This is a genomic window from Gilvibacter sp. CC01 (assembly GCF_055755295.1).
Map to the genome: position 1 here is coordinate 962,733 of NZ_CM146909.1, position 25,851 is coordinate 988,583.

The 25,851-nt window shown below is 43.7% G+C and carries 25 protein-coding genes; 17 read left to right on the forward strand and 8 right to left on the reverse strand.

Features of this window, described 5'->3' with window-relative positions; genetic code table 11:
- Nucleotides 1–3: 3 nt before the first annotated feature.
- Nucleotides 4–2,028, reverse strand: a complete 2,025-nt coding sequence (locus AC0J2F_RS04555; RefSeq protein WP_473009039.1) for a putative porin — start codon at nucleotides 2,026–2,028, stop codon at nucleotides 4–6.
- Nucleotides 2,029–2,085: 57 nt separating this feature from the next.
- Between AC0J2F_RS04555 and AC0J2F_RS04560 the strand changes: the two genes are divergently transcribed.
- The 3 genes from AC0J2F_RS04560 to AC0J2F_RS04570 all read left to right on the forward strand — a co-directional run bounded on the left by AC0J2F_RS04560 (nucleotide 2,086) and on the right by AC0J2F_RS04570 (nucleotide 6,825).
- Entirely contained in the window at nucleotides 2,086–2,685 is a 600-nt protein-coding gene (locus tag AC0J2F_RS04560; RefSeq protein WP_473009040.1) for a ribonuclease HII, read from the forward strand.
- A 78-nt stretch (nucleotides 2,686–2,763) separates the two neighbouring features.
- Nucleotides 2,764–5,196, forward strand: a complete 2,433-nt coding sequence (locus tag AC0J2F_RS04565; RefSeq protein WP_473009041.1) for a hypothetical protein — start codon at nucleotides 2,764–2,766, stop codon at nucleotides 5,194–5,196.
- 138 nt (nucleotides 5,197–5,334) lie between these two features.
- A complete protein-coding gene (locus tag AC0J2F_RS04570) occupies nucleotides 5,335–6,825 on the forward strand; it encodes an OmpA family protein (RefSeq protein ID WP_473009042.1) in 1,491 nt (496 codons plus the stop codon).
- Here AC0J2F_RS04570 and lipB read toward each other — a convergent pair whose 3' ends face one another.
- Genes lipB through AC0J2F_RS04585 form a run of 3 tightly spaced genes read right to left on the reverse strand, consistent with a single transcriptional unit; the run spans nucleotide 6,826 to nucleotide 8,475 of the window.
- Nucleotides 6,826–7,545 carry a lipoyl(octanoyl) transferase LipB gene (lipB, locus tag AC0J2F_RS04575; protein ID WP_374959454.1) on the reverse strand — a complete coding sequence of 240 codons (720 nt, stop codon included), beginning with the start codon at nucleotides 7,543–7,545 and terminating at the stop codon, nucleotides 6,826–6,828.
- 10 nt (nucleotides 7,546–7,555) lie between these two features.
- Nucleotides 7,556–8,305 (reverse strand): hypothetical protein, encoded by a 750-nt coding sequence (locus AC0J2F_RS04580; RefSeq protein ID WP_473009043.1) that lies wholly within the window; start codon nucleotides 8,303–8,305, stop codon nucleotides 7,556–7,558.
- An 11-nt stretch (nucleotides 8,306–8,316) separates the two neighbouring features.
- Nucleotides 8,317–8,475, reverse strand: coding sequence for a YqaE/Pmp3 family membrane protein (locus AC0J2F_RS04585; protein WP_087524527.1), 159 nt, complete (start codon nucleotides 8,473–8,475; stop codon nucleotides 8,317–8,319).
- Nucleotides 8,476–8,588: 113 nt separating this feature from the next.
- Here AC0J2F_RS04585 and AC0J2F_RS04590 point away from each other — a divergent pair, with 113 nt between their 5' ends.
- The 9 genes from AC0J2F_RS04590 (at nucleotide 8,589) to AC0J2F_RS04630 (ending at nucleotide 16,238) form a co-directional block, all read left to right on the forward strand.
- Complete coding sequence (locus AC0J2F_RS04590) at nucleotides 8,589–9,623, forward strand: LuxR C-terminal-related transcriptional regulator (RefSeq protein ID WP_473009044.1); 1,035 nt, start codon at nucleotides 8,589–8,591, stop codon at nucleotides 9,621–9,623.
- A 104-nt stretch (nucleotides 9,624–9,727) separates the two neighbouring features.
- Nucleotides 9,728–10,621: a thioredoxin family protein gene (locus AC0J2F_RS04595; RefSeq protein ID WP_473009045.1), complete on the forward strand. Its 894-nt coding sequence runs from the start codon at nucleotides 9,728–9,730 to the stop codon at nucleotides 10,619–10,621.
- 66 nt (nucleotides 10,622–10,687) lie between these two features.
- Nucleotides 10,688–12,379, forward strand: a complete 1,692-nt coding sequence (gene lysS / locus AC0J2F_RS04600) for a lysine--tRNA ligase (protein WP_473009046.1) — start codon at nucleotides 10,688–10,690, stop codon at nucleotides 12,377–12,379.
- 141 nt (nucleotides 12,380–12,520) lie between these two features.
- Nucleotides 12,521–13,378: a hypothetical protein gene (locus AC0J2F_RS04605; RefSeq protein WP_473009047.1), complete on the forward strand. Its 858-nt coding sequence runs from the start codon at nucleotides 12,521–12,523 to the stop codon at nucleotides 13,376–13,378.
- 91 nt (nucleotides 13,379–13,469) lie between these two features.
- Nucleotides 13,470–13,844 (forward strand): VOC family protein, encoded by a 375-nt coding sequence (locus AC0J2F_RS04610; RefSeq protein ID WP_473009048.1) that lies wholly within the window; start codon nucleotides 13,470–13,472, stop codon nucleotides 13,842–13,844.
- Between the two features lie 20 nt (nucleotides 13,845–13,864).
- Nucleotides 13,865–14,212 (forward strand): YciI family protein, encoded by a 348-nt coding sequence (locus AC0J2F_RS04615; RefSeq protein ID WP_473009049.1) that lies wholly within the window; start codon nucleotides 13,865–13,867, stop codon nucleotides 14,210–14,212.
- A complete protein-coding gene (locus AC0J2F_RS04620) occupies nucleotides 14,212–15,447 on the forward strand; it encodes an RNA polymerase sigma factor (RefSeq protein ID WP_473009050.1) in 1,236 nt (411 codons plus the stop codon). The genes AC0J2F_RS04615 and AC0J2F_RS04620 overlap by 1 nt, the downstream gene beginning before the upstream one ends.
- Nucleotides 15,434–15,817, forward strand: a complete 384-nt coding sequence (locus AC0J2F_RS04625) for a GNAT family N-acetyltransferase (RefSeq protein ID WP_473009051.1) — start codon at nucleotides 15,434–15,436, stop codon at nucleotides 15,815–15,817. The genes AC0J2F_RS04620 and AC0J2F_RS04625 overlap by 14 nt, the downstream gene beginning before the upstream one ends.
- Before the next feature lie 34 nt (nucleotides 15,818–15,851).
- The gene (locus tag AC0J2F_RS04630) at nucleotides 15,852–16,238 is read left to right on the forward strand and encodes a thiol-disulfide oxidoreductase DCC family protein (protein ID WP_473009052.1); all 387 of its coding nucleotides are present in this window, start codon (nucleotides 15,852–15,854) and stop codon (nucleotides 16,236–16,238) included.
- On the opposite strand, the gene AC0J2F_RS04635 is transcribed toward AC0J2F_RS04630, so the two are convergent.
- Entirely contained in the window at nucleotides 16,239–18,767 is a 2,529-nt protein-coding gene (locus AC0J2F_RS04635; RefSeq protein ID WP_473009053.1) for a M14 family zinc carboxypeptidase, read from the reverse strand.
- Between the two features lie 440 nt (nucleotides 18,768–19,207).
- On the opposite strand from AC0J2F_RS04635, the gene AC0J2F_RS04640 reads away from it, so the two are divergent.
- From AC0J2F_RS04640 to AC0J2F_RS04650, 3 genes are all read left to right on the forward strand, one after another.
- Nucleotides 19,208–20,290: a hypothetical protein gene (locus AC0J2F_RS04640; RefSeq protein WP_473009054.1), complete on the forward strand. Its 1,083-nt coding sequence runs from the start codon at nucleotides 19,208–19,210 to the stop codon at nucleotides 20,288–20,290.
- 146 nt (nucleotides 20,291–20,436) lie between these two features.
- On the forward strand, nucleotides 20,437–20,889 hold the full coding sequence (locus tag AC0J2F_RS04645) for a hypothetical protein (RefSeq protein ID WP_473009055.1): 453 nt from the start codon (nucleotides 20,437–20,439) through the stop codon (nucleotides 20,887–20,889).
- 182 nt (nucleotides 20,890–21,071) lie between these two features.
- Nucleotides 21,072–21,416, forward strand: coding sequence for a hypothetical protein (locus AC0J2F_RS04650; protein WP_473009056.1), 345 nt, complete (start codon nucleotides 21,072–21,074; stop codon nucleotides 21,414–21,416).
- A 48-nt stretch (nucleotides 21,417–21,464) separates the two neighbouring features.
- On the opposite strand, the gene hemL is transcribed toward AC0J2F_RS04650, so the two are convergent.
- Genes hemL through AC0J2F_RS04665 form a run of 3 tightly spaced genes read right to left on the reverse strand, consistent with a single transcriptional unit; the run spans nucleotide 21,465 to nucleotide 24,515 of the window.
- Nucleotides 21,465–22,754: a glutamate-1-semialdehyde 2,1-aminomutase gene (gene hemL / locus AC0J2F_RS04655; RefSeq protein ID WP_374958624.1), complete on the reverse strand. Its 1,290-nt coding sequence runs from the start codon at nucleotides 22,752–22,754 to the stop codon at nucleotides 21,465–21,467.
- Nucleotides 22,755–22,760: 6 nt separating this feature from the next.
- Nucleotides 22,761–23,615 (reverse strand): glucosaminidase domain-containing protein, encoded by an 855-nt coding sequence (locus AC0J2F_RS04660; RefSeq protein WP_473009057.1) that lies wholly within the window; start codon nucleotides 23,613–23,615, stop codon nucleotides 22,761–22,763.
- 3 nt (nucleotides 23,616–23,618) lie between these two features.
- Nucleotides 23,619–24,515 carry a 1-aminocyclopropane-1-carboxylate deaminase/D-cysteine desulfhydrase gene (locus AC0J2F_RS04665; protein ID WP_473009058.1) on the reverse strand — a complete coding sequence of 299 codons (897 nt, stop codon included), beginning with the start codon at nucleotides 24,513–24,515 and terminating at the stop codon, nucleotides 23,619–23,621.
- A gap of 130 nt (nucleotides 24,516–24,645) precedes the next feature.
- Here AC0J2F_RS04665 and AC0J2F_RS04670 point away from each other — a divergent pair, with 130 nt between their 5' ends.
- Nucleotides 24,646–25,407 carry a hypothetical protein gene (locus AC0J2F_RS04670; protein WP_473009059.1) on the forward strand — a complete coding sequence of 254 codons (762 nt, stop codon included), beginning with the start codon at nucleotides 24,646–24,648 and terminating at the stop codon, nucleotides 25,405–25,407.
- Nucleotides 25,408–25,409: 2 nt separating this feature from the next.
- Nucleotides 25,410–25,703 carry a hypothetical protein gene (locus AC0J2F_RS04675; RefSeq protein ID WP_374958628.1) on the forward strand — a complete coding sequence of 98 codons (294 nt, stop codon included), beginning with the start codon at nucleotides 25,410–25,412 and terminating at the stop codon, nucleotides 25,701–25,703.
- Nucleotides 25,704–25,851: the final 148 nt, after the last annotated feature.

Below are 25,851 nucleotides of genomic sequence, written 5' to 3' on the forward strand. Positions count from 1 at the left end.
ACCTCACAACAAGAAATTCCACACCAGGCCAAAGCGGATCACCGCATCGCGGTATGGGTTCTGTGGGTCTGCGAAGTAATTCGGGTTGGAACTGAAGAGCGAATTGAAGTGCTCGTACTTGAAGTACACTCTTGTTTGACGCACCTTTACGTTAAAGAACAGATCGATCAGCGGAAAACCACCAAATTCCTGCTCGTTCTGCAAGTAAAACTCTCCAAGCACAGGATCATATCGATTCATCTCATAAGAGGTAAAGTATTTAAAAGTCACACCCGTCTGTACAAAGAGCGCTTTTTCAAACCATTCATCTTCGTAGAAGAGGGAGTTTCTAGTCACCAATTCGGGTACTTTAAATACACTTTCTCCGTCTAAAAGGGTCTGATACATGATGGTGTTGTTCAGACCGAACTTACGCCAACGCAGTTCGCGAGATACCTTGACCTTTAAATAATCTACGCGGCCGCCAAACTGGAACGGCTGCGGCGTGGTATAGCTTTCAGATCCGTCAGTCGATGTAACTGTTACGCCATCGAAATAAGCATAATCCTCTATTCCGGTATAGGTCACCTCCGCATCAAAAAGCTTGTCAGAGGTTAAAAGAAACTGAAACTGTTGCTGCTTTACATTCTCAAAATCATTCTGCCAGTTATAGCTTATATAATCACTTTGATGCAGCAAGAAGTTGTAATTGGGCGCTCGAGAAGTTATAGCGGCTCTAATGCGGACCTTGTTGTTATCATTGATGGCGTAGCCAGCGCTACCTTCTAAGTAATTTGCGTCAAAATCGCCACTGACATTCACTCCTATGCGTCCTTCCAGATCAAAGCCCTTGTAGCGTTTTGCATAGCTACCTCCCACACTGATAAAATCGCCTTTCAATCGATTTGGGATGGTCTGATTGTCTAAAAAGATCACCCTTTCATAACCGTAATTAAAATTGGTATAGCCTGCATAAAAGTTCATATCTCCAATTACAGGATTCTTGTACTGCAGGTTTCCTTCGGCGTAAAACTCTTCTAGAGTAGAGCGGTCCTGCAAGTTAGTGGATTCGTATGCAGGTCCGAAGCCATCAAAAGGAGCTTCCTGAAAATATTCAAAATACTTATCCTCAAAACTCACTATACTACCCACGCGCAAGGTGTTGGTCTGGGTAGAATCTGGTTTGATCAAAGCGTAATCTTGATCTAAATGAAAGCGCTTACCCACCAAGATATTCTCTGCATCTTCAAAATTTACCTCCACCCGACCGCGATCGTCAAATTCGGGATCGCCTGAGGTGAATATCGGAATGAAATCATCTCGGATCCCGCCGTTCTCGTTGTTGAGCAGGTCTTGGGTAACCATATGAGCACGGCCCCGATATCGTCCATTAGGCGATGTATAATTGGTAGTGAATCTAAAATTTCCGGTAGAGGTTAAAGTACTCTGGTAATTACCTAAAGAGCGCAAACCTTTGTAGGCGATAGAGAAGTTGAGATTCGGTTGCGTATTTATGGTAAAGAAAGCGTCTAACTGCTGCCCTTGTTGAAATACCGTCTTAAAATACAGCTCTGTTAGCGGCGTAGGCACACTGTAATAGTAGGTATCCTCGATCTCCATATAATTGAAATGACGTGCTCTTGCCCCAAATTCTGGAGCCAAGCTCACTTTGGTCAAGTCATAACCCAAACTGTTATAGGTCTGCCCAACATTGGCAAAGGGTAAGAGTTCAAAATCGTCTTTGCGCAGATAGTTGAATTTATAATCCTTGGCCAAGGTCAAGGTAGTGTCTAAGCTTGTGGTGTCTCGTTTTACCGAAATGATCTTGTACAGATCTATAGGTGGACGGTCTGTGGGATTGGTAATATTGTTGTCAAAGGCATCACCCTGATTGTTGTTGCGACCGTCTGTATTGCCCTGCTGATTAAAGGGAACTCCGGTGCGTTGTCCCAAGGCAGAGCTAAAACCTGCGAAGAGCATCAGCACAACCAGTACACTTAAAATAGATCCGTCTCGATCTGCGGGCAATAAAAAAAATCTGCGCTTCATTCCAGTAGTTGCACGCAAAGTTATACTTTTCGAGCTATTCTTATCTTAAATTTGTCTGTGCTGAAGTTAAAAATTCATAAAACCCTGTTGGAATGCGGAACCGACGAAGCCGGACGTGGGTGTTTGGCGGGCCCCGTAACAGCAGCAGCGGTGATCTTACCAGATGATTTTAAACTTCCTGCACTCAATGATTCAAAAAAACTCACTCACAAACAACGCGAAAAACTCCGCCCGATCATAGAAGAAAAGGCCTTGAGCTATGCGGTCTGCCATGTTTGGATGGACGAGATCGATAAGATCAACATCCTCAACGCCTCCATTACAGCCATGCAACGTGCTATTAAACAATTGGACCCTAAACCCGAATTCATTGCAGTAGATGGCAATCGATTTAAAGCTGTAGATAAAATTCCTCATGAATGCGTCATTAAGGGAGACGGCCGCTATTTACACATAGCAGCAGCCTCTGTTTTGGCCAAGACCTATCGAGACGATATCATGCTAGAATTGCATGAAAAATTCCCAGAATACGCCTGGAACGCCAATAAAGGCTACCCGACCGCGGCGCACAGAGCGGCCATAAAAGCACAAGGCAGTACACCCTATCACCGTATGAGTTTTAAACTTTTACCGGAACAACTAAAATTAGACCTCTAGTCTGTTAAAAACCTTTCGATAAACAGAATAAAGTCTGTTTTCTTTGCGTTGCAATTCCTAGTATTTTTGTTTAACAAGATGGGGCAACACAAATCATATTTCCAATTTTTCGCTGGGACCAAATTTGGTCTGATCATCTCTTTGATATTGCTGATGTGCGGTTGTGAGTCGCAGCGCAAGTTTGACGGTAAACTGAGTTTTTATTTACCTGCCGATGCGAGTATGATAGTTCGCAGTCATGACCCAAAAGACATGATGAGCGAACTGGAGAATAACAGTTTCCTTCGCGGATTAAAGACCTCCGACAGTTTGCCGGGAATTGCTGCGCTCTTTGCTCGTTTTGACACCTTAGACCTCCAAGGCGAGACTTGGTTGGCACTATCTCCAAGCACTGATAGTGTACCCCACATTAGTTTGATCACTAAGGTGGCTGACGTGGTGGTGGCAGATAGCACTTCTACCGAAACTTGGCTACAGGCCTTGCGTAAAAATCCTCAGCAACAACTCGAAATCAAAACAGCAGCAGGCTCCTTGTATTTACAGCTCAAAGCAGGTGTTTTACTCGCTGCAAACTCGAGCAATGGTTTGAGCCTCAATCTCGCTGGTCCCGGAGAGAATATCACACAACTCGATAAGCTTGCCAATTCTTTGAATACCGAAAAAGCTGCTGTATTTATAAAGGACGGTCTGGGGAGCTCATTACAATTGGGAAGCGGCTGGAAAGGGCTTTCCCTTGAACTGCAGCCGGATGCTTTTGGTTTCTACGGAGTTGGACAAAGCAAAGATAGTACGGCTGTTTGGAGTAAAAACGATTTTGGAACCCCAACCGCGCTTGATCTTACTGAGATCGCCCCGGCAAATTCAACCTTTCTCATAGAACGCAGCTTTAGACGTCCTTTAGATAGTCTTCAAAACGAGGCTGTAACATCCTTGAGCGGTCAACTCCTCGACAACAGCAGTAGTTATGGGTTTATGGAGACTGCCGCAGGCAAGGTCTTCGCCCTAAAGGCTTTAGATACGGTCAATATGCAAGAGTTATTGAATGCCTACAGCTCGGCTTCAGATCGTTTTAGAGATATTAAACGCTATGCGCTTACAGATAGCTTGAAGTTCGAAACTGTTGGAATTCCCGAGCTTGAGCAAATAAGCGCAAGCACCTATTTTAAACTGGGGATGTATTATCTCTTTCCTGAAGAAACTGTTGCAGGAGAAGCCGTTATTAGCAGTTATAGAAATCAGGCTACCCTTGCCAATAGACCGGATTATGACGGAATTGATCAGCGCCTTAGTGATGCGGGGCATCTTCGAGTCTTCGGAGAACCTGAGAGATTGAATGCATACTTGGGTAGCAGTACTGGTATTTTTGGAATGCAAGCAACTGCAAAAACAAATCAGACGCATCAGCTTATGGGGCTCCAATACACGGCTACCGACGGGGTTTTGTATATACAAGGGCAAACGGTACTTCCGCAGACCAAACAAAGCTCCGACGGAATTAAAGAACTCAAAAGCATTGCGCTTAAGCTACCGCCATTATCGACTCCGCAGTGGTTTACAAATCACAGGACAAAAGGCAAGGATATTGTATATCAAGATGTGGAGAACAACTTGCATTTGCTGGCCTACAATGGTAAATCCCTTTGGACTCGCAAACTAAATGAACCTATTTTAGGCAAGATCCAAGAGGTTGACTTGCTTAGAAACGGCAAGCTACAATTGGCATTTGCGACAGCGAGTCGACTTTATATTATAGATAGAAACGGAGATGACGTAGGGCCCTTTCCTATCAAGTTTAGAGATGAAGTGACCCAACCCTTGGCCGTTTTTGATTACGACAACAATAGAAAATATCGCTTTGTCGTAGTGCAAGACAAGAACATTCTTATGTATGACAGCCAAGCAAAGATCGTGAAGGGCTTTGGCTTTACAGAGGCTCCTACTACTTTAGCTATGGCGCCACAGCATTTGAGAATAGGAAACAAAGACTATCTCACTTTTCCGCTTTCGGACGGACGACTACTTATTAAGAGTCGTGTGGGGAAAGACCGGGTGAAGGTGAATGGCAACTTTGAGTTTGGCACTTCGCCAATTTTTGAAGAAGGAGGAAATTTTGTTTTTCTATCGGGAGATAAAACCAAGGTCAGTATTGACTCTCGTGGCGGAATAAACAGAAAAGACCTAGGAGTTGCCCAAGGGTTCTCACTGGTGATTAGGGGTAAAACCACGGTTTCCTTAGATGAAAACTTACTGCGGATAAACGGCAGACTCTACGAACTGCCTTATGGAGTCTACAGCCCGCCTAGTATCCATCAAGTGGGCAGACAGCGCTATGTTACTTTAACTGACCTTCAGGAGAAAAAGGTCTATGTCTTTAATGACAGCGGAGATCTGCTGCCAAACTTCCCAGTATATGGAACCACCGCTGCTGTTATCGGGGACGCAAACCGTAATAGAAGTGCCAATTTACTTACCCAAAGCGACCAAAACACCTTGACCATCTACGAGTACTAATCTCTAGGAATTGATACAAGAAAAACCCTGAAATTTCATTGTTCGGACAGATAGTTTTAATTTTTAATTAACTTTAAGTCAACTAATTAAACCGTCACAATAATGATATCCAATGTGCAAAGACTGGCATGCATCAGTATGCTATTCTTACTCCTTGCCCCTACTTTACAAGCTCAGACCAAACGCATAAAAAGACCTCACGGTAGCATAGGCGTAAGTAGCGCCGATCGCTTTGTTAGAGAGTCATTCGACCTGTATGACAAGGTTTATCGCTATGAGAGTTATGCCGAAAATGGTACGCCTTTAAGTGAAGACGATATCAATGTGTTGGAATACGCTTTAGACGATGTAGATGGTTTACTGTTGAGTGCTCCGAATGTTGTTGCCGATCTAGATGGCGCCGGTGCGTTAAAACAAGCTAAAGGTGTGTTGCAGATCAACAAAGCGAAAAAGGCACTCCGATATTGTGTGGAGACTATACCCGTGCTTTTAGCAGGCAGTAGCAGCTCCGAAGAGGAATCCGCTGAAACAGAAGAGTCTCAAGGTCCTACTTCTGAGACTGAAACAGCAGGTGGCAGCGAAACTGAGAACACCGAGGGAACCTCCAATGACCCGCCTATCACCATAAACACCAAATACGATTTCGTACCTGGTGATGAGATCTTGTTTACCGATGATTTCTCTGCAGATTTTGTGGGTGACTTCCCAGCCAAATGGAACACCAACGGCAGCGGTGAAGTTGTTACCTTTGGAGATGAAAGCAGCAAATGGTTAGAACTGAGCTCGGGTTACGGAACACTCTTTGTCCCAGATGTGACTTCGCTACCAGAAGAATACACTATAGAGTTCGATGTGCGCACTGCAGGGCTAAGTAGAAAAACTTCGAGTACTGCCAGATTAAGAATCAGTTTAGAAGAAAATAACGGCTTAAGACAGACAGACAATCGTGTGGAATTATCGGTGAGCTATCCGCAGTATACCGCGAACGAAGCTCGAATTTACAGCCGCATTAAAGGACAAGACCCGATCAACAACGGCTTGGCGGCCGAACTGCGCGAAGAGCAACTCCAAATACACCACTACGCCATTGCAGTGAACAAGCGCAGGGTTCGACTTTGGGTAAATCAGAAGAAACTTTTAGATGTACCTAGAGCGCTACCGGAAACAGCAATTATGAATAGCGTTAAATTGAACATCCATACGTTTAAAGATGGCGTAGAACGACTTTTTATAAGCAATTTCAAAGTTGCCAAAGGCGGATTAGACCTAAGGCGTACATTGCTCAATGACGGACAAGTTTCCACCTCTGGGATATTATTCGATTCAGGCTCAGCAAGCATAAAACCACAATCTTACGGTATCATCAAGCAGATCTCTCAAGTGCTGACCCAAGACAAGAATATGAAGTTAAAGATAGTAGGCCATACCGATAGTGACGGGAACGACGATACCAATCTGAGCCTTTCTAAGCAGCGTGCCGCTGCAGTGAAACAAGCCTTGGTTTCGATCTACGGAGTAGATGGCTCTAGACTGAGCACAGATGGAAAAGGCGAGCAAGACCCAATTGCAGACAATAGCTCTGCGGAGGGAAAAGCCAAGAACAGACGTGTGGTCTTTATTAAAGAGTAATTAAGAGAGTGCGGCAGCAGCGAATTCGGCCTCAAAAAGCTCGGCAAAGTATTGCTTGAGTTTTGCTTTTACTTCTTCCATGGAGACGGCTGTTTGCCCGAGTTCTACATTTAGAGAAGTGACCGCCTTATCTTTGATCCCACAAGGGATCATATGGTCAAAATAACCCAAGTCCGCATTGACGTTAAAGGCAAAACCGTGCATGGTCACCCACCGGCTAGCACGCACGCCCATGGCGCAGATCTTGCGCGCAAAAGGTGTACCTACATCTAACCAAACCCCTGTCTCGCCCTGAGATCGTTCGCCTTTTAGACCGTAGTCTGCCAAAACACGAATTATCATTTCTTCCAGCAGACGCAGGTATTTGTGAATGTCGGTAAAGAAGTTTTCCAGATCGAGTATGGGATAACCCACCACCTGACCAGGTCCGTGGTAGGTTATATCGCCACCTCTGTTTATTTTATAGAATTTAGCGTCAATGGCCTCCAATTGCGCCTCTGGAATTAGCAGATTGTCAAAGTCACCACTTTTGCCTAAGGTGTAGACATGCAGATGCTCTACAAACAACAAATAGTTGGGAGTGAGTTTGTCATCTTCTTGGCGGCGGTTGTGGATCTTGATATCCAAGATCTGCTGAAAGAGTTCTTCCTGATAATCCCAGGTCTCTTTGTAGTCTCGCCTGCCGAGATCCTCAAACTGGATTTTCTTATTCAGGGCCATCAATTGCCTTTTAGTCTTCTAGAACAACCTCAATGTCTAGTAGGTCTGGGTCTTTCATATACTCCATAAAATTCACAGAGTAATACAAGGTCTTGCCATCATTACTAAAGGTTGCGGACTCTCTATTGGTAGATTTTATTCTTCTAGGAAAGGTGTATTCCAGCTTATACGAAGACGAACTCAAGAACATTTCCATGCTCTTCATACTGTCTATTTGTACTTGGTATTTTTCGGCATCGACTATATAAGCATCTCTTTTGAAAACATTGTTCTCAAAGGAATAGTTCACCTTTACATTCTCTTCGTTATTGGCAGGTTGCTGCTGAGCGCCTTGATCACCAGAGTTCATCATGCCATTGAGATTGTTGAACCCATCGTTGATATTATTGGCTTCTGAAACATCTTTGAAGTCTGTAAAGATGTTGAATTTCATAAGACCTTCTTCTTCGTCGATCTGCATGCGCATCTTAAAATTCTCCATGGCCAAGATCTCATTGCGCTCTTTGGCGGGCAAGGCCATGATACTGTCTTTGTTCTGTTCTATAAAGTCCTTAAAATCAATTATAGAGTCTACTTTTTCTTTCTCTCCTTCTTCTTCTCCACCTCCCATGTCTCCGGCCATACCCATAAGTTCTGAAGCGTCGAAGTTCACAGATAAGCGACCGCTACCATCGTCGTTCATAGTCATTTGTTCGGTAAAATTACAGCTGATCATGACCAATCCGATCAGTAGCATTGCCAATTTGCTAAATAGTTTCATAGTGTTGCTGATTATCTCTCTGGGTTATTTAATATGATAAGGGCGGCTACCACTCCGGGCACCCATCCACAAATAGTTAATATTAAGACGATTACAATAGACCCGCAGCCTTTATCGATCACCGCCAAAGGTGGAAAAAGGATACTGAGTAAAACGCGCCATATGCTCATAAATTCAAAGGATAAAGATACATTAATTAATACAGATAGGACGGCAGAGGTGGCAATGTGTTACGCTGTACTCTGCGGATTTTTTCTACGCCTCATTTTCCCTACTTTTGAGTGTGAAGTATTTTGTCCTTATAGCGCTGTTTCTGTTACTACCAGCATCGGCTTTGTCGCAATATGTCTTTGAAGGTCAAGTAGACCCTAGCGATTGGAACGGACAGGCCTATCTGTCAGAGATCAAAGACTATCGCAAACTCAATGGTGTTTTTAACGAGCAACTCATCCAGCGTGTGCCTTTGGATAGTTTGGGTATATTTCGTTTTAGCGGCAATTCCCTATCCGAAGCAAATAAACTTTACCGTATTCACGTAGATCGCTGCGCCTCTTACGAGCAAGACCTTAATCATTTTACGGGCAATTGTGAGCACAGCAAAGCCATGATCATCATTGCCAACAATAAAGACAGTATTAGCCTGCCACAGCGTTTTGACAATGAGATCTTCTGCGAGGCCATTAGTACCAATGAAGCCACCCTGGCCCTACTTAAGGTAGATTCTATCATGGAGGCGATGAAGTACGAATTTGTAGGTCTGCGCTCCGAAGCAGCTGTAAATAATTTACTCGACACTTGGACCAAACGCCTACACGAGTTTGGAGCTGAGCAAGACCCTCTGGTAGGAATCTATATTTACACCGCCCTGACCAACAGAAGCACCATTTTTTACGATCATCATTTAAGATCATTGAACAAAACAGATTTCTACGATACCCTTAAAACGCGTTTAGAAGATCAGTATCCGGAGGCGGCCACTAGCAAACAGTACTTTAAAGAGCTTCAAGCAGATAAAAGCTTGGCCATAATGGAAGAACCAGCAGATCATTCGAACTTGTATTTTGGCGGAGGTGTTTTGGTTTTATTGCTGATGGGTGCTGGCTATTTCTACGGACGCAAACGCCCTGGAAAGATCAAAGCAGCACTCACTCCTCAGGAAGAAAAGATCTTGCAACTCATTAAAGCAAACAAGACCAACAAGGAGATCGCCAGCGAGTTATTTATCAGTCACAGTACAGTAAAATCCCATGTAAACAACATTTACCGCAAATTGGGTGTTACTTCTAGAAGCGAGATTAAGTCTCTATCTATCAAATAATTATAAAATTTCAAACGGGGGTCTAGTACCCGATTCCAACGGGAACTCTTTCCTATAGGCTAGTCTTTTAGCCACTTTCGTCGCTGAACAAAAAATGATTCAGCATGAAAAATACCACCCTCTTATTATTGCTCTTAACGAGCATTAGTTTGGCCCAGACCAATAGCAATCTTATTACCGACACCAAGGGTCGGGAAGTGCTCTGGGGAAGTTTCGAAAAGGCCGATCTTACCAAACCGCAATTTGTAAATTGGTTCCAAAAGGGCTACGACAATTACCAGCCCGATGCAACCGTAGTAAGCAAGCTTAGCGAATCCATAGCAGCATACCAGTTAGAAGTCTATATGGGAACCTGGTGTGGTGACAGCAAACGGGAAATACCTAGGCTAATCAAGCTTTTTGAAGCTTTAGAAATGCCTAGGGAAAATGTACAGATGATCGCCGTCCGCGGAGATGGGGTATTTTACAAGCAAGGCCCAAACCAGGAGACCTTAGGCAAGAATATTCATTGTGTCCCTACAATAATCGTCTATAAGAACGGGCAAGAGATCAACCGTATCGTTGAAGACCCAATAGTGAGTTTGGAAGCAGATCTGCTCGCCATTATAGAAGGAAACTATCAGCCACAGTATCCTATCGCGAACGCTTTGGGCAGCCAACTTTCTAATGACAAGGATCGAGGCCTATCAGACAAAAGACTGAAAAAGCTCGCTTCTAAATTCATTGATAAGACCTCTTCTTTTTATGAACTCAATACTTTAGCCTATGTGCTCAGCACCCAAAATAAAGAGCAGCAAGCGGTGAGTGTGCTCAAATTGAATAGTTTATTATTTGAAGATGAAGCCCAAGTACACTATCGTCTGGGTAAAAAACTAGAAGAACTGGAAATGTATGAAGAGGCTTTAGTCGCTTACAGCAAAGCCATAAGCCTTAAACCAGAGATAGCCGATTATACCCAAGCACTTGAACGTATTAAGACTACCAAAGAAGGGAAATAAATTGCTGCCCTGAAGAATTTAATAATAGAGGCAAAAACTGTAATTTTGCCTCTTAAATTCTTTAGCATGCAATTGTCTGAGCAAGAACTGGTGCGCCGCGAGAAGCTGGCGCAGATCAAAGCCTTAGGGATAGACCCATATCCGGCAGCGGAGTTTCCCGTTGACCATACTTCTGCAACCATTAAACAGGAATTTGCAGAAGGTAAACAGGTTGTTGTTGCCGGTCGATTGATGTCTAGAAGAATTCAAGGAAAAGCTTCCTTTGCCGAACTTCAAGATGCTGATGGGCGTATACAAGTGTACTTTAACCGGGACGAGATCTGCCCGGGAGAAGACAAAACTGCTTACAACGAACTTTATAAAAAGCTGCTTGACATTGGTGACTTTATTGGAATCCACGGAGAGCTCTTTACCACGCAAGTTGGTGAAAAGACCGTAATGGTAAAAGAGTTTGTGCTTTTGAGCAAAGCTTTAAAGCCGCTTCCACTACCTAAAGAAAAAGACGGGGTCATTTACGATAAGTTTGACGACCCGGAGCAGCGCTACCGCCAGCGTTATGCAGACTTGGTGGTGAACCCTCAGGTTAAGGAAACTTTTGTGAAACGCACCAAACTCTTCAATGCCATGCGCGAGTTCTTTAACGAGGCTGGTTATTTTGAAGTGGAGACTCCAATCTTACAACCAATTCCTGGAGGTGCTGCGGCACGACCATTTATAACCCATCACAACAGCTTGGACATTCCGCTTTACATGCGAATTGCCAATGAGTTGTATTTAAAGCGACTTATTGTTGGTGGTTTTGACGGCGTTTATGAATTCTCCAAGAACTTCCGCAACGAAGGTATGGACCGCACCCACAATCCGGAGTTTACTGCCATGGAGATCTATGTGGCCTATAAGGACTACAACTGGATGATGGACTTCTGCGAAAAGCTTCTGGAACACTGTGCTATGGCCGTGAACGGAACCACCAAAGCGACCTTTGGAGAGTATGAAGTAGATTTTAAGGCACCGTACAAACGCATCAGTATGCGCGATTCCATTTTGGAGCATACCGGCTTTGATATCTACGGAAAGTCAGAAGAAGAGATCCGCGAGGCTTGTAAAGAACTTGGCGTTGAAACTGATGAAACGATGGGCAAAGGAAAACTCATAGACGAGATCTTTGGTGAGAAGTGTGAAGGCAACTACATCCAACCGACCTTCATTACCGACTACCCTAAAGAGATGAGTCCATTGTGCAAATCACACAGAGAGAATCCGGAACTTACCGAACGTTTTGAACTCATGGTGTGTGGTAAAGAGATCGCTAATGCCTATTCGGAGCTGAACGATCCTATTGATCAGCGTGAGCGCTTTGAGCATCAGCTTAAATTAGCCCAAAAAGGAGACGACGAGGCTACGGAATTCATTGATTTTGACTTTTTGCGCTCTTTAGAATACGGCATGCCTCCTACCTCTGGTATGGGAATTGGTATGGACCGACTCATCATGTTTTTGACTGACAATCAGTCTATTCAAGAGGTGTTGTTCTTCCCGCAAATGAAGCCAGAGAAAAAGCAAGTGGCTTTGACCGATGAGGCCAAGGGAATTTTAGAATTGCTTCGCAAAACCCAGACACTTCCACTAGGAGATTTAAAAGAGCAGGCTGGGCTTTCTAACAAAAAATGGGACAAGGCCATTAAAGAACTTACTAAGAACGGTATGGCTAAAGTGGAGAAAACTGGGGAAGTGCTAATGGTGAATATAGTCGGTTAACCCCTCCTATCGGATTCATTTAATCTTTGTATACAGACTAATTACCTCGACTAGTGGCACAGGTAAATGTGCTGCCTTGTAGTGTAGCTTATAATTTTTATGATGGTAAGAGCGTTGTTAAAGCAACACTAGACTATCCATATGAAAGTATCTGTTATTACACTATTGCTGCTTTTAGGAACTCAAACCCTACTATTTGGTCAACGCAGCACCGATATTAAGACCGCCATTGACGAAGCATACATCAGCGCCCGTTTTACTGGAAACGAAGACAGCCCGCACTACTACAAGCCGATCAATTTAGAAGTGGTCAACAATGAAAGTGAGGTATTGACACTCATCATCGATACCGGGCAGATCTTGTATTCAGAAAACCCGGATGAGCAAGACATCATCATTACTCGCGATGAAGAGATCACCCTAAAACCTCAAGAAAAAAAGACCATTCCACTATACGGCATGTGCATTCAAGAATATAACGCCGCTCCGGATGCAACCACAGTTTATGAGCTCGGAACTAAAGCCAAAGGCAACTTAGCTACGCTTGCCATGCGCATTCAAAAAGAGAAAGCCTTTGGGATAGCCGGACAACAGGCTGTTTGGGCACTTACGGACGGGCGCCCAATGGGTGAAATTGCCAGTATGGACTTAGAGCAAACCACAGCAGCACGCGACATGGTAATGGATCTGGTTGCTGCTGATACTGTAACAGTAGTCGGCGAAACTATTAGACGCCCTAGAAACAACGGGCTTATAAAACGATCTATGGAGGGCAATTTCAATTACCGGATCTCTCAGGAATCTGACGTGCATATTGCCCTTTTTAACCAAGACAATATTGTACTGGACGAGCTTTTCTACAAGGCTGCAGTGGCTCCCGGCTCTCATAGTTTTGAATATACCCTTGACCGGATGATAGACCCAAAACAGTACTATTACATTAGATTGATCATTAACGGCGAGATAAAGATCAACTTTGAAATGGAACCGCGCAGTTAACCTCCGCAGAAAAAAATCAAAATACTTGTCCCCCTTTTCTAATACAGCTTCGTAATAAGAGTGTAAGTAATTAATAACTAAACTCTTTTTTATGAAAAATGCACTGAACTGGTTTGAGATCCCTACTGTGGATTTTGAGCGCGCAAAAAATTTTTACGAAGCAGTTTTCCAAGCAGAAATGGAAATCTTAACCATGCCTGAGTTCGATCAGACCATGGCCTTTTTTCCTTCGGACCAAGAGCAAGGTGTTGGTGGTAGTATTGTAAAAAGTCCAGACGCTAAACCCGCTCAAGTAGGTTCACTGATCTATTTAAACGGAGGCGATGACCTTTCTAATCCGCTTGCGCGGGTGGAGGCTGCCGGAGGACAGATAGCAATCCCAAAAACCTCCTTGGGACCGCATGGATTTTTTGCGACCTTTACAGATACCGAGGGGAATCTGGTTGGATTTCACTCACCAAACTAATCAATTAAAATACGAGAATAATGAAAGATTTTATGTTGATCTTTATTGGAGAGACCTATGCAGATATGGGTTTGTCTCCAGAAGAGCTACAAGAACGCATGGGCAAGTGGTTTGCCTGGAGCAATAAAATGGAAGCCGCTGGCATTGTAAAAGGCGGCGAAGCTTTGCACGACCCGGTGCGCAGAATCTCAGGGCCAGACCGCGTGGTAACCGATGGTCCCTTTGCAGAAAGTAAAGAGCTGGTTGGCGGTTACTTTATTGTAAGCGCCAAAGACATGGACGAAGCTGAAGAAATAGCACAGGATTTCCCAGACTATGACTTGGGCAGTACCGTAGAGATCAGTGAGATCATGGTTTTTGATCAGTAGTGGAGAGTCAAATTGTCGATCATCTTTTCAGACACCAATACGGAAAGATGATCGCTGTCTTGACGAATATTTTTGGGTTGCCGCATCTGGAACTTATAGAAGATGCGCTACAGGACACCTTTGTCAAAGCCACGCTGCAATGGCGAAAAAAAATTCCTGAGAATCCGGAAGCTTGGTTTATCAAATCTGCCAAGAACAGAACTATAGATCTGCTTAGAAAAGTCAAGGCAGATCAAGTCCGCAGCGATAAAATTTCTCATGGAGCTGCCAGTATTCACCTCAACGATTTGTTTTTAGACCACGAAATAGAAGACAGCCAACTTCGGATGATCTTTGTGGCTTGTCATCCGGAACTAGCCCCAGAAGAGCAATTGGCATTTGCCCTAAAAACCATCTCCGGCTTTTCGCTTAAAGAAATTTCTGCAGCCTTGCTGACCAAAGAAGAAACCATAAAAAAGCGCCTGAGCAGAGCTCGTAAAAAGGTAGCAGAAAAACAAATTCGCTTTGAATTTCCAGATAAATCGGAATTAAGTGCAAGACTTGCTGGAGTTCTACGGGTGATCTACTTGATCTTTAATGAAGGGTTCCACTCCACCAAAAGAGAACAATTGGTCGACCGTGAATTGTGTGGCGAAGCCCTTAGACTGAATCAACTCCTACTTAAAAAAGAAATGCTTCGCTCTGGCAGTAGCTATGCCTTGTTCGGCCTGCTTTGCTTCCATGCAGCCCGCTTGGATAGTAAGGTTTCAGAAAACAATAGTATTATAGATCTAGAACACCAAGACCGCAGTCTTTGGCATTTCCCACTGATAAAAATTGGTAATGACTCCATGAACAAAGCCGTGACCTACCCTGATCGATCTAAATACCATCTGGAAGCGGCCATAGCTGCAGAGCACCTTAAAGCTAAATCTTTTCAATACACGGATTGGCATGCTATTTTAGCCCTTTATAAGAAACTACAGCAGCAAAACCCGAACGAACTAGGCAGACTCAATATCATCATTGTTCTGATCCAGCTTAAAAAATTCGATCTGGTAGCGGGAGAACTACCACTTATAGACGAATCAAAATTGAATCAACGGGCCTATCTCTTATGGGCGACCTGGGCAGATTTTCACTACAGAACGGGCGACAAAGAATCGGCCTTAAGATATATAGATAAGGCCCTAGAGACCGTTAACAATGAATTGGAAAGGAACTACCTCTTAAAAAAACGCAATGATTATTTATAGCTTAGAACCACAATTGACTGCCAGCGAATTCGAGCATTTATTAAAGGCCTCTACCCTTGCCGAGCGCCGACCGAAAGATCTTGACACCTTAGCTTCTATGTTAAAGCAGGCCGACATCATTCTTACGGCAAGAGCCGGGGAAAAACTCGTTGGTGTAGCTCGGAGCATTTCCGATTTCACCTATTGCACTTACCTATCTGACTTGGCCGTGGATGCGGCCTTTCAACATCAGGGTATTGGCAAGCAGCTTATCCGCAAGAGTAAAGAAATTGCACCAAAAGCAAAATTGATCCTCCTGGCAGCTCCTGCAGCGCGTGACTATTACCCCAAAATAGGGATGACCCAGTTTGATTATTGCTTTTATGTGTAATGAATTGCCCCAGGCTTACGACTCAGTAAGCATCATGAAAACTACAACAACTCAAGACATCATTATTTTTGACGGCGAATGCAACCTCTGCAATGGCGTAGTAGGTTGGCTGCTTAAATTCGCCCCCCAAGAACTGTTCAATTTTGTTCCGTTTCAATCGCCCAAGGGACAAGCGTATCTAAAACAATACGGTTTCGACACGCAAAGTTTAGACACCGTAATTCTGATTGACCAAAATGGTGTTCATACCCACTCCGATGGTTTTCTGCGCGTGGTTGGGAAGATCGAAAAATGGAAGCGTGTGGCAGCTTTGCTGGCCTTTATTCCAAGAATGATCCGCGATTATATTTACAAGACCGCTTCCAAAAATCGAGTACGCTGGTTTGGCAATTCCAACAGCTGCGCTATTTCTTTAAAATAGCTAGTCTCTCGGCACACTTATCTCAGACCCTAAGAACAGGGCGTTTAAGAATAAGCGATTGGTGCCGTACCACGAACCTCTAAAGTTCGGGTTGTCTGCAAACATCACCACGCGACCTCCACCTAAAGGGCTCACAATCAAGGAGGCTGACGGTTTGATCATCTGCTCCAGATTGTCTGGTGAAATGAATCCATCTATATGTGGGTTAGCTGTGTATTTTGCCACAGTGCTATAGGCACTGCCACTCGGTTGCAAAAAGACCATATTGTTCTTGTAAACAGGCAAGCGTCTTGAGGTATACCCAAATCCTAGCGGATGGGTCAGGTCCAGATCAGTCTCTAAAATAACCCCACCAACACGTTCGCGACCTATATTCTCGCCAGCGTCAACATAGGGTTTACGCCCAACTGTAGAATCCTTCTTATCCTTACTCTGGGTAAGCTTTTCATTGACCAGTTTTCTACTTACGGCCCAACGCGAAGCATTGGCAATAGTGATCAAGGTGTTGCCCTGTCCTACCCAAGACTTTAAACGCTCTATTTGGGTTGAGTCCAGTTCGCGATAGCTACCAGAGACCATTACCAAAGTATTGTAACGATCCAGATCGGCAAAGGAGAAGGTGCGCATTTGCAGCTTGGTGATCGGCATATGCACACGAGTGTCTAACAAATGCCATACCTCTCCAGCTTCATAAGAGTTCACTCCATTTCCGATAAGCAAGGCAGCTTTTGGCTGCTCTAAAGCTCTAAAGTTTCGGCTTCCCAGGTCGATCCCCTTGGCGCTATATCCCGTATTGACAGCATACAGAGGCACCTCAAAGCTTTGCTCTGCCTCTTTTACAATTGCATAAACCTCCGCTGCAGACATATTCTGCTTGGAGACCGGGATCATAACAGTTCCGTAATCAAAGTCTTGTTTCCCCTGGTGCGTTACTATACTGAAAGGTTTAAATGCGGAATTCACCACCACACCTTTAGACTGCAAATGATACAAGGCCGCCGGAGCGTTATAGTCATTCCAATCCATCAGATAGGCGTAACTGCTTTGAGGCACGTTCTTAAGGTTGGTAATTCCATCTGTAGAGCTAACCGCTGTTCCTCCAGGATTACGCGTTTGCCCTTTATAAGGGACATTGTAAAAGTTTGCTACACTCCATGCCGAGGCATCATAGAACACGGAGTCGCGGTAACTTTTATAGGTCTCGAAGAATGATTGCACCATACGTCGTTGCGGTTGTGCCAGAGGTACGGAATATTGATCTCCATTTTTATACACCTCGATCTCGTGTAGTAACAACTTGTCTATAAAAGCTTTCATACGATTACCGTCGGTTCCTTTGACAAAAGTGTAGGCCGCATAGCCTGTGGGTGCTTTTTCGTTCACTGCGGATTTAAAGAAGTCCTGTTGATACTTTCGTAAGGTTGCTTTGTTCTCTACAGCAGCCTGCACCGTAGCCATACTTGAGGTGTATTGGTTCCTAATGGTAAAACCAAAAGTGATCTCGCCAAAGGCGGTTTCTTGCACATGACCCCTGGAGCTAGCCTGCTCAAACAAAAGTGCTAAAGCTCCTTGTAGATCAGGATATGAAGAACCATAGCCTGGGTAAGTACCGTCAAAAGCTTCTTTGGTAAAGTAGAATGAGCCTATACCATTCAAAGCATCCTCATAATAAGTTGCAAATAGTTCATTCAAGTCTTCATAATTCTCTTTAGGCATAATAGGATCCAAAGACCCAATTGGCTTCATAGGCTCAAAGAAATAGGTGGAGTTGGTACCCATTTCATGAAAATCGGTCACCACATTAGGATACCACTGGTGGTACCAATTGAGTTTTCCCCTACTTTCTGGATTGATCCCTAGGAGCCAATCTCTATTCAGGTCAAACCAATAGTGGTTGGTTCGACCGCGTGGCCAGGCTTCCCAATGTTCAGCATCCATAGGATCTGATACAAAAGGGGTGGCCTTATACTGATTGGCCCATTGGGTATGTCTGTCACGACCATCTGGGTTAATGGTAGGGTCTATCATAATGATCCCGTTCTCCAAATAATTCAAAACCTCAGGGTTGTTTGAGGCAACTAAAGTGTAGGCGGTGAGCAAAGCCGCTTCGGAGCTTGACGGTTCATTTCCGTGGACATTATAGCCTAATTGAATAAACACAGGGAGCGCATCGTAATTGCTCGGCGATTGTTTTGGGTCCACGTATTTGAGGTGCTCTGCTTTTATACTTTCAAGGTTTTGCAAATTCTGCGGAGTAGAAACGGTAAGCATCACAAGCTTCCTGCCCTCATGCGTCTTGCCATAGGTCGTTATAGTTGCCCGATCTGACACTTGGGCGAGCATCTTTAAATAACTCACTATCATGTCGTGACGGGTATGTTGAGAGCCTATGGGATATTCCAAATACTCCTCCGGAGAGGGAATGTTTGGATTAAAAGGTCCTTGGCCTGCTAAGAAGTAATCTTGAGCTTGCGCAGCTGGGATCAGCAATAAAAAAGAAAAGGTGAAAAGTGCAATTAATTTTCGCATGAGAACTATGATTGGTTGAACCCTAAAATTACGGAAATATCCGCCTATAAAAAACACCGCCCCTAAGGATCCTCCTTGGCAAAGGATTTCTTAGAGGCGATGAACTTCCAACCAAAAAATAAAAACTACTTCCTTACCTTACTTAAGAAAGCAATATTGTTTGCAACCAAGGCGACAACAGGCTTTTGAGCTGTGCAGATACAGGACTAATTAAACAATATGGCCTGCTGACTGCCGTTGGTTTGCTATAGTGAACTCTGCTTAAGAGTTGTACTGTTTAAAAGAACTTGATGTGAAAGTAGTACGAGCGGTATAATTGTAAAACAACCATCGAGTAAAAGGGTTGTTTTAATGAGTTAAATGTGCGTTTGCGCGAGTAAAGCATTTTTGGGTTTTCTATATCTGGTTGGTTTTGGTATATTTAGCAACATTTTTACGCTATGAAAACCTACAAACTAATCTTTTTGTTCGCATTGGCGTTGGCTGTGACCGCCTGTAGCGACGATAATTATTCCCCCACGGACGACACCCAAACCACAGACGACACCACTGGTGGTGGAGATGCTGACCCGACCGACGACACTACAGGTGGCGGTGATCCAGACCCAGATCCGGACCCTGTTGATTTTACAGACAAACTTTCTGAGCTTCCTGTATTTCAAGGGAATCTGAGCGATCTAACTCCTAGAGACGGGGTGTATCTGTACGAACTGAACTCAGGGCTTTTTACAGATTATGCTGCAAAACAGCGCCTAATCCGTTTGCCCAACGGACAAGCTATGGAGTATGCGGGAGACGATCAGTTGCCTGACTTTCCAGACAATACGCTGATCGCAAAGACCTTTTATTACAATATCGACGATCGCGATCCGTCCTTAGGGAAACAGATCATAGAAACGAGAATTCTTCTCAAACTGGCCGGAGAATGGTTGGCTGCGGATTATTTATGGAACGACGAGCAGACCGAGGCCTTTTACGACGAAGACGGCGGCGAAGTTCCAATTAGCTATATAGACAGTAATGGAGTGACTCGCAACGTGGACTATTTGATTCCTTCAAGATCAGAATGTATTGTTTGTCACTTTAACAATGCGATCACGACACCTATCGGACCAAAGCTTCGCTCCATGAACTTTAATCCGAACAACGAATATGTGAATATCAACCAGCTGCAGTATTTTATGAACGAGGGTATTTTAACCTTTGCTCCAGATCCTGCCTCGCTCCCATTACTACCGGATTGGGAAGACGATGCCGCCTATACGTTAGAGGAGCGCGCCCGAGCCTATATTGATATTAATTGTGCGCACTGCCACAACCCAGACGGCGTAGTTGGCACCTTCAATATGGATTTCCGTTATGAGACCCCATTTGATGATTCCGGCATCTACGCGAATCGCGGAGAGATCGAAGCCAGAACCCTTTCTACACTAGTAAACTACCGTATGCCACAACTAGGCCGAACAGTGGTTCACGAAGAAGCGGTCACCATGCTGGTAGAATACCTTGAGTCTTTAGACTAAAGGAATCACAAAGATTTATGAACCGCCTTCCGAGGCGGTTTTTTTATGTCCAAAAGGTTAATTTCTGTTAAGATTAAAGCACGAATTAAACGCTCCTCATTTTCTAAAGTCTTAAAAGCAAACAAAACATTAAAACTTTAGAAGAGATGAAGAAAATTTTGATACTTATGCTCGCCTTAACCAGTTCTGTCGCCTTTGCACAGCGCGGAGGCCGAGGTCACCACAAGCAAGACGGTCATAGAGCAGAACTCCTAAAAGAACTAAGCGTAGAACAGCTTGCACAACTAGAGACCAAGAAGCTTACCTTGGCCTTAGATCTCAATGCCGCTCAGCAACAAGAAATGCTTAAAGTACAGACCACAATTGCTCAAGAAAAGAAAGCAATGTTTGCCGAAAGAGAAGCTCGCAAAGCGGCCAACGAGACCCAAAAACTTACTACAGATCAGCGCTTTGAAAAGATGGATGCCACACTCGATAAAAAGATCGCTATTAAGACAGAAATCAAAGCGATACTCTCTGGCGAGCAGTTCGAAAAATGGGAGCGCATGCAACATCATAGAAAAGGGCGCAAAAAAGGCAGACAGGGCCGTAGAAAGTAAATTTTAACAGTTGATCGATAGTTGAAAAAGCCAAAAAAACGGATTAAAAACGTGTTTTTGGCTTTATTGTTGTTATCGCTTTTAGGTAAGTAAATATTTAGTACATTAGTACTCTGCGAGTCGCTATGGAGAACCGACAAAACCCTAAAGAGTCGCGCAGGAACTAAACAAAAAATTAGAACATGAAAAGTTTTTTCAAATTAGCAGTTTTGACTTTGGTCTTCGGTTTGTTTTCTCAGAACACACAAGCACAAACCCTATCTGAAAGCGGAGATAAGCCAGATGTAGTTGCCAAAGCAGAATTAGAAAAGCTGGATAAAGACCTTGACCTTACGGACGAGCAAGAGCGTACTTTGTTTCGCGCCCTTGTTAAACGCGAAGTAGAATACAGAAAAAGCGTAAAAGGGAAAGATCCTAACAATCCAAACGTAAGCCATGTGGCCCGTAAGTTAGAAGAGAACTTCAACAACGAAATGAAGGCTACTCTTACCGAAAAGCAATACAAAAAGTGGTTGCGCAAGCAGTAAGCACTACAGATATATAAAACGAAAGCGCTCTTTAAAGGAGCGCTTTTTTTATGTCAATTCTTTAAGTGCGTAATTAGATGCTGCTACAGTTTTATCGATATCCTGGTAAGAGAGCGCATCGTTTAAGAACCAACTTTCAAAAGCAGATGGCGGCAAGTAGATCCCTTGACGCAACATGCTGTGAAAGTACTTTTTAAAGTTGTCGTTGTTTCCTTTTGCTGCGGATTCAAAATCTACTACCGGGTCGGCAGTGAAATGCACAGAGATCATAGACCCTAAACGGTTTATGGTATAGTCCAGACCACTTTCTTTTAAACCTGCTTCCAGCCCTTGATGCAAGTAAGCTGTCTTTTCGTTCAAACTAGTAAAGACTTCTGGACGGCTATCTAAAGTTGTGAGCATACTGAGTCCAGCGGCCATTGCTAGTGGATTTCCACTCAAAGTGCCCGCCTGATAAACAGGTCCTTCTGGCGCCAAATGACTCATTATACGTGCTGGACCTGCAAAGGCTCCAACGGGTAAGCCACCACCAATTACTTTACCAAAAGTTACCAGATCGGCCTGTATTCCCATAAGCTCTTGCACGCCTCCAGCAGCCAAACGGAATCCCGTCATGACCTCATCGAATATGAGTACTATCTCGTGCTGATCACAGAGATTTCTAAGCCCTTCCAAGAATCCATCCGCAGGAAGAATACATCCCATATTTCCTGCTACAGGTTCTAAGATAATGGCAGCTATTTCTCCCGGATTCGCGGCAATAATGTCTTTAACTTGTTGCAGATCGTTGTAACGAGCAAGCAATGTATCTTTTGCAGTACCTTGAGTAACTCCGGGGCTATTAGGATTGCCAAAGGTTACAGCGCCGCTCCCTGCTTGGATCAAAAAGGAATCACTATGTCCGTGATAACAACCCGCAAACTTGATGATCTTTTCTTTTCCTGTATAGCCACGAGCGAGTCTAATAGCACTCATGCAAGCTTCGGTTCCACTGTTCACAAACCGAATCTTATCGATACCCGGGACCATCTTTACAGCCAAACGCGCGATCTCCGTTTCTAGCTCTGTAGGCATACCATAAGAAGTACCCTTGTCTGCGCGCTCTTTTATAGCGTCAATAACAGGTTTATAGGCATGCCCAAGGATCATAGGACCCCATGAGCTGATATAGTCGATCAGGGTGTTTCCGTCCTCATCGTAGAGATAGGCTCCTTGAGCCCGTTTCACAAAGATCGGATCGCCGCCCACGGCATTAAAAGCTCTTACCGGAGAGTTAACTCCTCCGGGAATATATTGCGTGGCCTCTGCAAATAAGGCACTACTGCGTTGGTATATCATTACAATTTAGTTTTCAGATCCGACATCTAGTGTTTGTCCAATAGAGATCGTATTAGAAGTAAGGCCATTCTTGGCTTTTAAAACGTCAACACTTAAGTTATGTCTACGAGCAATACTGTATAAAGTATCTCCCTTCTTAACAACGTAGGTTGTAGCTGCTGCAGCACTGTCTGAACTGCGAGAAACGGCTCCGCCGTCCAATACTTGCTCGTCTAGTTTGTAAAGCTCATAGCGCTCAATGATGCTGATTAGCTTATTGGGGTATTTTGGATCTGTAGCGTAACCCGCTTTTTTAAGTCCGCGTGCCCAGCCTTTGTAATCGTCTATGTCCAAATCAAAAAGACCACTGTATCGCCTGCGCTGTGTTAAGAACAAGGAATGATCTCTAAAGGAATATTTGGCGTCAATATATTTTCTAAAACATTCTTGTAAGGCGTCATCGTCGTGATACACGCGTTCACCTGTCCATTCGGTATGACATTTAATACCGAAATGATTGTTGGCTCTTTGAGTAAGATCGCTCCTCCCTGCTCCGGATTCTAAAATTCCTTGTGCCATGGTGACACTCGCTGGAATCTTGTAAAGAACCATCTCGTCCATAGCTACCTGGCTAAAGGTTTCGATATACCAAGCCACCGCTTCTTGATAACTGAGTTCTTTTGGAGTTGCTTTGGTAGTATCTGGAGTGTCTTGCTGATTGGTTGTTTCAGAGGTTGTAGTTTGAGAGTCTGTTCTTGGCCTTGGATCGACCGTCTTGGTGGTTCTAGAAGTAGTACGCCTTTGCGTAGTTTTCTTTTTTGTACCACAAGAACTCAGCAACAATCCAAAGGTAAAAAGTAAGGCAAATATGCGGATAACCATAGCTTAGATTTCGAGCGGCGGAAGGCCTTTTTGGGCAATTTTTTGTCGCATTCCTGCTATGCCTTGCAAGCCTCCGGTATGCACGGCTAAAATACGAGAATTTTCAGGAAATTTCGAGGCTTTTAACAGGGCAAAAAGACCGTAGAGCATTTTGCCGGTATAGACTGGATCTAGGGCAATTCCGTACTCCTTATAGAACTGATTAATAAACGTGATCAACGCTGAATTTATTTTCCCGTAACCCCCAAAGGCAAATTCGGCCTTGAGCGACCAGTTGGTAGCGGTGGTCAATGAAGCAATATCCCGCTTTAAAAAATCACCTTGCAATGCGGAGAAACCTATCAAGTGCTGATGCGCCTGGGCAGAATGACTCATTCCGGCTATTGTTCCTCCTGTACCAACAGGAACACAGATATAATCGTATACAGCGGTATGTGCTCCCAAAATCTCTGCGCATCCCTTTAGGGCAAGAGCATTTGTTCCGCCTTCTGGAATGATGTAAGCCTGCGGATATTCACTTTGAAGCTGCTCTAAAAACTCGGCCTCATTGCGCTGTCGATAGTCACTTCTAGAAATAAAACGAAACTCCATTCCGCGCTGAGCAGCTTGAAACAAAGATGGGTTATTCTTCCATTTAGTTGCCAGCTCATCGCCTCGGATGTATCCTATTGCCTTGAAACCAAACTGCTGAGCAGCAGCCGCAACTGCCGCAATATGATTGCTATATGCTCCGCCAAAAGTTAAGAGGGTTTTGGCCTCTAAGCGCTTTGCTTCTTGTAGATTATAGTTGATTTTTCTGTACTTATTACCCTGCACTGCTCCTCCTATTAGATCCTCGCGAAGTAGGTGCAGTCGAGTCTCGTGCTCAAAAGTCTTAATCACAGTTATAGATCCTCTCAATTCTTTTTACAATTTACCTAAGGAATATATATTATTTAACGCCATCAATAAGCCATCGGTCGAAAATAAAGACCGCACAAACCTAAAAGATATAATTTTAGAATGAATAAAGATCGCCTCTTTTAAAAGAATGAGAATAATAAATCTAATTAAGGCGATATTAATAACTATACTAACGATAGCTCCATTCTGGGTTTTCGGTCAAGTCGGAATAAATACTACAACCCCGAATCCTGGTCCTATACTTGATATTAAAAGTGAAAACAAGGGTGTATTCCTACCAAAGGTAGACATTACAGATTTACATTCCATTGATCCTGTAGAAGGAATTGAAAGTCCTGCTGAACTGGAAGCAGCGGAAAGTTTGTTGGTGTACAATACCAACTCAAGCACAGGGCCTGGTTTTTTCTATTGGAATGGTTCACAATGGACCCAAATAAACAAGCCGTCCGCTGCTCATAGCGTATCTTTAGCAACGAATCAATTTATTTCTGGTTCTAGTTTTTCTGCTGTGCCAGGGATGTCAATAACATTTACCGCAGAAAAAACTGAAGGACTAATTTCACTTACAGCATCAGGTTTTGGTTACACAAACTCCCTAACAATTCCAACGTTTAGAGTTTACAACAACACAACGGGAGTTTCCTTGGGAGGCTTTAATGCAAATGGACAGAGTGTTTACAAAGCCGGAAGCGGAGGGGGAGCAACAATTTATTCTGTTTCTACGTGGAGTGGGTCATTTTCTAAAATTATTACTGGACTCACTGTAGGTAATTCATACACTATAGTCGTACAAGCAAAAACAGTTAATATTTACGGAACTGATGGAATAGCCATATACCCAGCATCTTACCCCGACTCCGATCATTTAACCCTTACAGTTCAATTTTGAAAATGAAAACATATATCAGCATACTATTGGTTTTCCTATTTACTCAGGTTGGACGAGCTCAACAGAAAGATGCTCCTAGAAAAGAATCAGTTATTACAACTCCCGCACTTGCGCCTTTTAAACTAGTAGGACCTTCTGATTTTCTAGAAAGAAGAAGAAATGAAGAAGAACAATCAAACCAAGTACTAAGCAAAAAGTTAGTACTTATTGTAAATAAGAAACGAACTAATTTAGATAGTCTTACAGACACTAAAACAGAATTAAAACGAGTTGGAATATACAAGAGAGATGATTAATTTTTTCTCAATCCGTTTCAAACTGTCTTTTCTCAAACACGATATCTACGAATAGGTAATACCAGCATCAGGGTGATAATTTTCACTATTTTCCATCCCTTTCGCTAAATGACTTAACTGAGTCATATATATTATTCGAAAGGGGAAT

Bases quoted from the DNA above. Each gene is read 5' to 3' on its own strand.
- AC0J2F_RS04570 (WP_473009042.1), top strand. From the start codon at position 5,335: ATGCTATTCTTACTCCTTGCCCCTACTTTACAAGCTCAGACCAAACGC.
- hemL (WP_374958624.1), bottom strand. From the start codon at position 22,754: ATGATATACCAACGCAGTAGTGCCTTATTTGCAGAGGCCACGCAATAT.
- AC0J2F_RS04615 (WP_473009049.1), top strand. From the start codon at position 13,865: ATGAAAGATTTTATGTTGATCTTTATTGGAGAGACCTATGCAGATATG.
- AC0J2F_RS04610 (WP_473009048.1), top strand. From the start codon at position 13,470: ATGAAAAATGCACTGAACTGGTTTGAGATCCCTACTGTGGATTTTGAG.
- AC0J2F_RS04555 (WP_473009039.1), bottom strand. From the start codon at position 2,028: ATGAAGCGCAGATTTTTTTTATTGCCCGCAGATCGAGACGGATCTATT.
- AC0J2F_RS04645 (WP_473009055.1), top strand. From the start codon at position 20,437: ATGAAGAAAATTTTGATACTTATGCTCGCCTTAACCAGTTCTGTCGCC.
- AC0J2F_RS04675 (WP_374958628.1), top strand. From the start codon at position 25,410: ATGAAAACATATATCAGCATACTATTGGTTTTCCTATTTACTCAGGTT.
- AC0J2F_RS04635 (WP_473009053.1), bottom strand. From the start codon at position 18,767: ATGCGAAAATTAATTGCACTTTTCACCTTTTCTTTTTTATTGCTGATC.
- AC0J2F_RS04670 (WP_473009059.1), top strand. From the start codon at position 24,646: ATGAGAATAATAAATCTAATTAAGGCGATATTAATAACTATACTAACG.
- AC0J2F_RS04580 (WP_473009043.1), bottom strand. From the start codon at position 8,305: ATGAAACTATTTAGCAAATTGGCAATGCTACTGATCGGATTGGTCATG.
- lipB (WP_374959454.1), bottom strand. From the start codon at position 7,545: ATGGCCCTGAATAAGAAAATCCAGTTTGAGGATCTCGGCAGGCGAGAC.
- AC0J2F_RS04595 (WP_473009045.1), top strand. From the start codon at position 9,728: ATGAAAAATACCACCCTCTTATTATTGCTCTTAACGAGCATTAGTTTG.
- AC0J2F_RS04660 (WP_473009057.1), bottom strand. From the start codon at position 23,615: ATGGTTATCCGCATATTTGCCTTACTTTTTACCTTTGGATTGTTGCTG.
- lysS (WP_473009046.1), top strand. From the start codon at position 10,688: ATGCAATTGTCTGAGCAAGAACTGGTGCGCCGCGAGAAGCTGGCGCAG.
- AC0J2F_RS04625 (WP_473009051.1), top strand. From the start codon at position 15,434: ATGATTATTTATAGCTTAGAACCACAATTGACTGCCAGCGAATTCGAG.
- AC0J2F_RS04630 (WP_473009052.1), top strand. From the start codon at position 15,852: ATGAAAACTACAACAACTCAAGACATCATTATTTTTGACGGCGAATGC.
- AC0J2F_RS04605 (WP_473009047.1), top strand. From the start codon at position 12,521: ATGAAAGTATCTGTTATTACACTATTGCTGCTTTTAGGAACTCAAACC.
- AC0J2F_RS04585 (WP_087524527.1), bottom strand. From the start codon at position 8,475: ATGAGCATATGGCGCGTTTTACTCAGTATCCTTTTTCCACCTTTGGCG.
- AC0J2F_RS04650 (WP_473009056.1), top strand. From the start codon at position 21,072: ATGAAAAGTTTTTTCAAATTAGCAGTTTTGACTTTGGTCTTCGGTTTG.
- AC0J2F_RS04565 (WP_473009041.1), top strand. From the start codon at position 2,764: ATGGGGCAACACAAATCATATTTCCAATTTTTCGCTGGGACCAAATTT.
- AC0J2F_RS04640 (WP_473009054.1), top strand. From the start codon at position 19,208: ATGAAAACCTACAAACTAATCTTTTTGTTCGCATTGGCGTTGGCTGTG.